5 protein-coding genes are annotated in these 2875 nt (G+C 61.9%); 3 read left to right on the forward strand and 2 right to left on the reverse strand.

The window, feature by feature from the left end; translation table 11 throughout:
- Positions 1-822, forward strand: an 822-nt coding sequence (locus tag EOA49_RS31270; protein WP_206520249.1) for an efflux RND transporter permease subunit, incomplete at its 5' end; no start/stop codon positions are given.
- Positions 823-1021: 199 nt separating this feature from the next.
- Here EOA49_RS31270 and EOA49_RS31275 read toward each other — a convergent pair.
- Positions 1022-1474, reverse strand: coding sequence for a L,D-transpeptidase (locus EOA49_RS31275; protein ID WP_066990426.1), 453 nt, complete (start codon positions 1472-1474; stop codon positions 1022-1024).
- 342 nt (positions 1475-1816) lie between these two features.
- Between EOA49_RS31275 and EOA49_RS31280 the strand changes: the two genes are divergently transcribed.
- Both EOA49_RS31280 and EOA49_RS31285 read left to right on the forward strand, forming a co-directional pair.
- Positions 1817-2149, forward strand: a complete 333-nt coding sequence (locus tag EOA49_RS31280; RefSeq protein ID WP_095799860.1) for a hypothetical protein — start codon at positions 1817-1819, stop codon at positions 2147-2149.
- A gap of 33 nt (positions 2150-2182) precedes the next feature.
- Positions 2183-2347, forward strand: a complete 165-nt coding sequence (locus EOA49_RS31285) for a hypothetical protein (RefSeq protein WP_082953640.1) — start codon at positions 2183-2185, stop codon at positions 2345-2347.
- Positions 2348-2428: 81 nt separating this feature from the next.
- Here EOA49_RS31285 and EOA49_RS31290 read toward each other — a convergent pair.
- On the reverse strand, positions 2429-2875 hold a 447-nt coding region (locus EOA49_RS31290; RefSeq protein ID WP_164749365.1), incomplete at its 5' end, for a winged helix-turn-helix domain-containing protein.

The raw sequence follows: 2875 nt of genomic DNA on the forward strand, positions 1-2875 counted from the left end.
CGCGACAATCCGGCGAAGCTCGGCGAGTATTTCGTGCGCAGCGTCGACGGCAAGATGGTGCCGCTGTCGGCGGTGGTGCATATCTCGACCAACGCCTCGCCGGCAGCGATCGAGCAGTTCAACCAGCTGAACTCGGCCACGATCTCCGCCCTGCCCTTGCCCGGCGTGACCACCGGCGACGGATTGAAAGTGCTGGAGGATCTCGCCAGGGAAACGCTGCCCGACACGTTCTTCATCGACTATTCCGGCCAATCGCGGCAGGAAAAGGAGCAGGGCAACACCATCCTGATCGCCTTCGCGGCCGCCGTGATCGTGATCTACTTGGTTCTGGCCGCTCAGTTCGAGAGCTTCCGCGATCCGCTGATCATCATGATGGCGGTGCCGCTTTCGATCTTCGGTGCCATCGTGCCGCTCAATATCGGCCTCGGAACGCTCAACATCTACACGCAGGTCGGACTGATCACCCTGATCGGCCTCATCACCAAGCACGGCATCCTTTTGGTGGAATTCGCCAACCAGCAGCGCGAAATCCATGGCATGCGGCGCCGCGATGCCATCATCGCCTCGGCCAAGGTGCGCCTGCGGCCGATCCTGATGACGACGGCCGCGATGGCGCTCGGCGTCGTGCCGCTGATCATCTCCAGCGGCGCCGGCGCCGCGGCGCGCTACTCGATGGGCCTCGTCATCTTCACCGGCATTCTGGTCGGCACGATGTTCACGCTGTTCGTCGTGCCGATGTTCTACACCTTCATCGCCAGCAAGGATCTGCCGCATCTCGCCGAGAAGCCCGATCCGAAGCTGATGCCGGCGCTGCCCACCTGAAGCAATCCAGGACTGCTCCAAAACAAAAAAGAGGCCGGAAAATCCCGGCCTCTTTTTTAGGCGGTCACCCCACGGCTTCGGCGCCAGAGCAATTCCAAGAAAAGTGTGGAACGGTTGCTCGGCGACTTCGCCGTGGCCTTCCGTCCGGAATTGCGTCGAACCTGACTTGAAGGCGGCAATCCGCCCGCTACTTGACCCGTTACTTTACGATGAGGATGCTGGTGTTGCCCGGGCCGAAGGCCTCGACGAGCTGATAGAAGTCGGCCGCGGCATCGGGATGCAAACGCACGCAGCCATGCGAAGCTGGCCGGCCAAGATGCTTGATGGCATAGGTCGCATGCACCGCATAGCCGCCGCTGAAGAAGACCGAATGCGGCATCGGCGCATTGTCGTATTTCTTCGAATACCACATCTCATGCATGCGGGTCGGCTTGAATGACCCTGTCGGCGTGATGTGCCCCCTGTCGCCCGTCGACACTTTCCAGGTGAACGTCGGCCGGCCGTCGACCGTGACTTCCATGATCTGCTGCGACAGCGAAACCCGGGCGACGAGCTGGTTGGCATGAGCGGCGTTGCTGCCGAAGAGCAGAGCCGCGCCGGTGAGCGCGGCGGCGGTGACGTGGATGAGCTTGGCTGAAATGGCGGTATGCATGACGATCCCTCTCTCTCTTATGCCGGTCGGGCCGGCTGCAATTTCGATGGATCGTCTTATCGGGATCACCTGTTTCAGGTCTATTTCGCTTAATATGCGTTAATGTTTCGAATTCGTTTCTCTAAGTTGACGGCCTAGTTCCAGAGAACACGCTCCCCCTAGACCGGCTGCCGGCAATATCAAGCAGGCCGAAACCGGCGGGCAAAGCGTAAATGGCTTTGATATGAAAGCCTTTCTCCGAATCTCGAAACCGAATTGCAACAAAGCGCGACTTGCGCGGCATGATGCGGATACAGGCCCGCAGCAATGTCGAGTCACGGGAACAGACATCAGCAAACGAAAATGGGCAGGAAATCGAAAGTTCGCACCTGGTTTCTCAGGATCGGCGTCTCGGCAGTCATCCTCGGTGCTGTCGGCTCTGTCGCCGGCAACCCTGTGACGGCGCTTGGCGCCATGAATTCCGGCGAGGTTTCGACACTGCACACTGCAATGTTCATCGCCACGGTCTGGATCATCTCCAGCCTGCGCGTCAACCGGCTGAGGGCCCTCTGGCGGGTCGGTCTTCGGCTGATAGGGATGCGCGGCCCCTCCGGCTACTTGCTGCCGAGAGGACCGAAGGCCCGCGCCGCAGCGGGGGGCTCCGTAGGCGGCGCGGGCGCTTCGGGAGTTTCCTGAAGCATCGACGACTATCGAATTGGGGATTGAGTTATGAAGACGAAATTTGCCGCTTCGGTGCTGTCCGCACTGCTTTATGCCCAGGGGCTGCTTGGCTTTGCCGCGCTTGCAACGGTGCTGCTCAAGGAGCGCGCCCACGCCGAGATCGCCGCCAGCGCCGAATTGCCGTCCGGCCCCTCGATCCTCGTGGTGCGCTAGGCGCCGGCGTCGGATCCAAAAGTGCGAAGCGGTTTTGGAAATCCGATGCAAGATCGAGGAAAAGACCTGGTGGCCCTCGCCTCAGTCGGTGCGCGGCGTCGGCGGATCGAACCGGTAACCGGCACCCCTGATCGTGGTGATGGTCTCCGTATCGAGCTTACGGCGCAGCCTCACGATGCGCGAATCGATCGAGCGGTCGAAAGCGTCGGCATTCTCGGCGGGCGCGGCGGCAATGATGTCGTCGCGCGTCAGCACCTTTCGCGGGCTCGCCAGAAACAATCTCAACAGCGCCACCTGCCCCGGCGACAGTTGATCCTCGGCGCCGGAACGATGCATGACCATGGCCGACCTCAAGTCGACGGTCGCATTCTCGAGCACGATCAGTTCCTGGGGGTTGCGGCCGCGCCGCGTCAGCAGGCGGCCGATGCGCGCCGCCAGCTCGCGCACATTGAGCGGGCTTTCGATCACGTCGGCAGCGCCGAGCTCCAGCGCCAGCACCTTGTCGACGAGATCGGCGGGCCGGCAGAT

Source organism: Mesorhizobium sp. M1A.F.Ca.IN.020.04.1.1 (assembly GCF_003997315.1).
GTDB lineage: Bacteria > Pseudomonadota > Alphaproteobacteria > Rhizobiales > Rhizobiaceae > Mesorhizobium.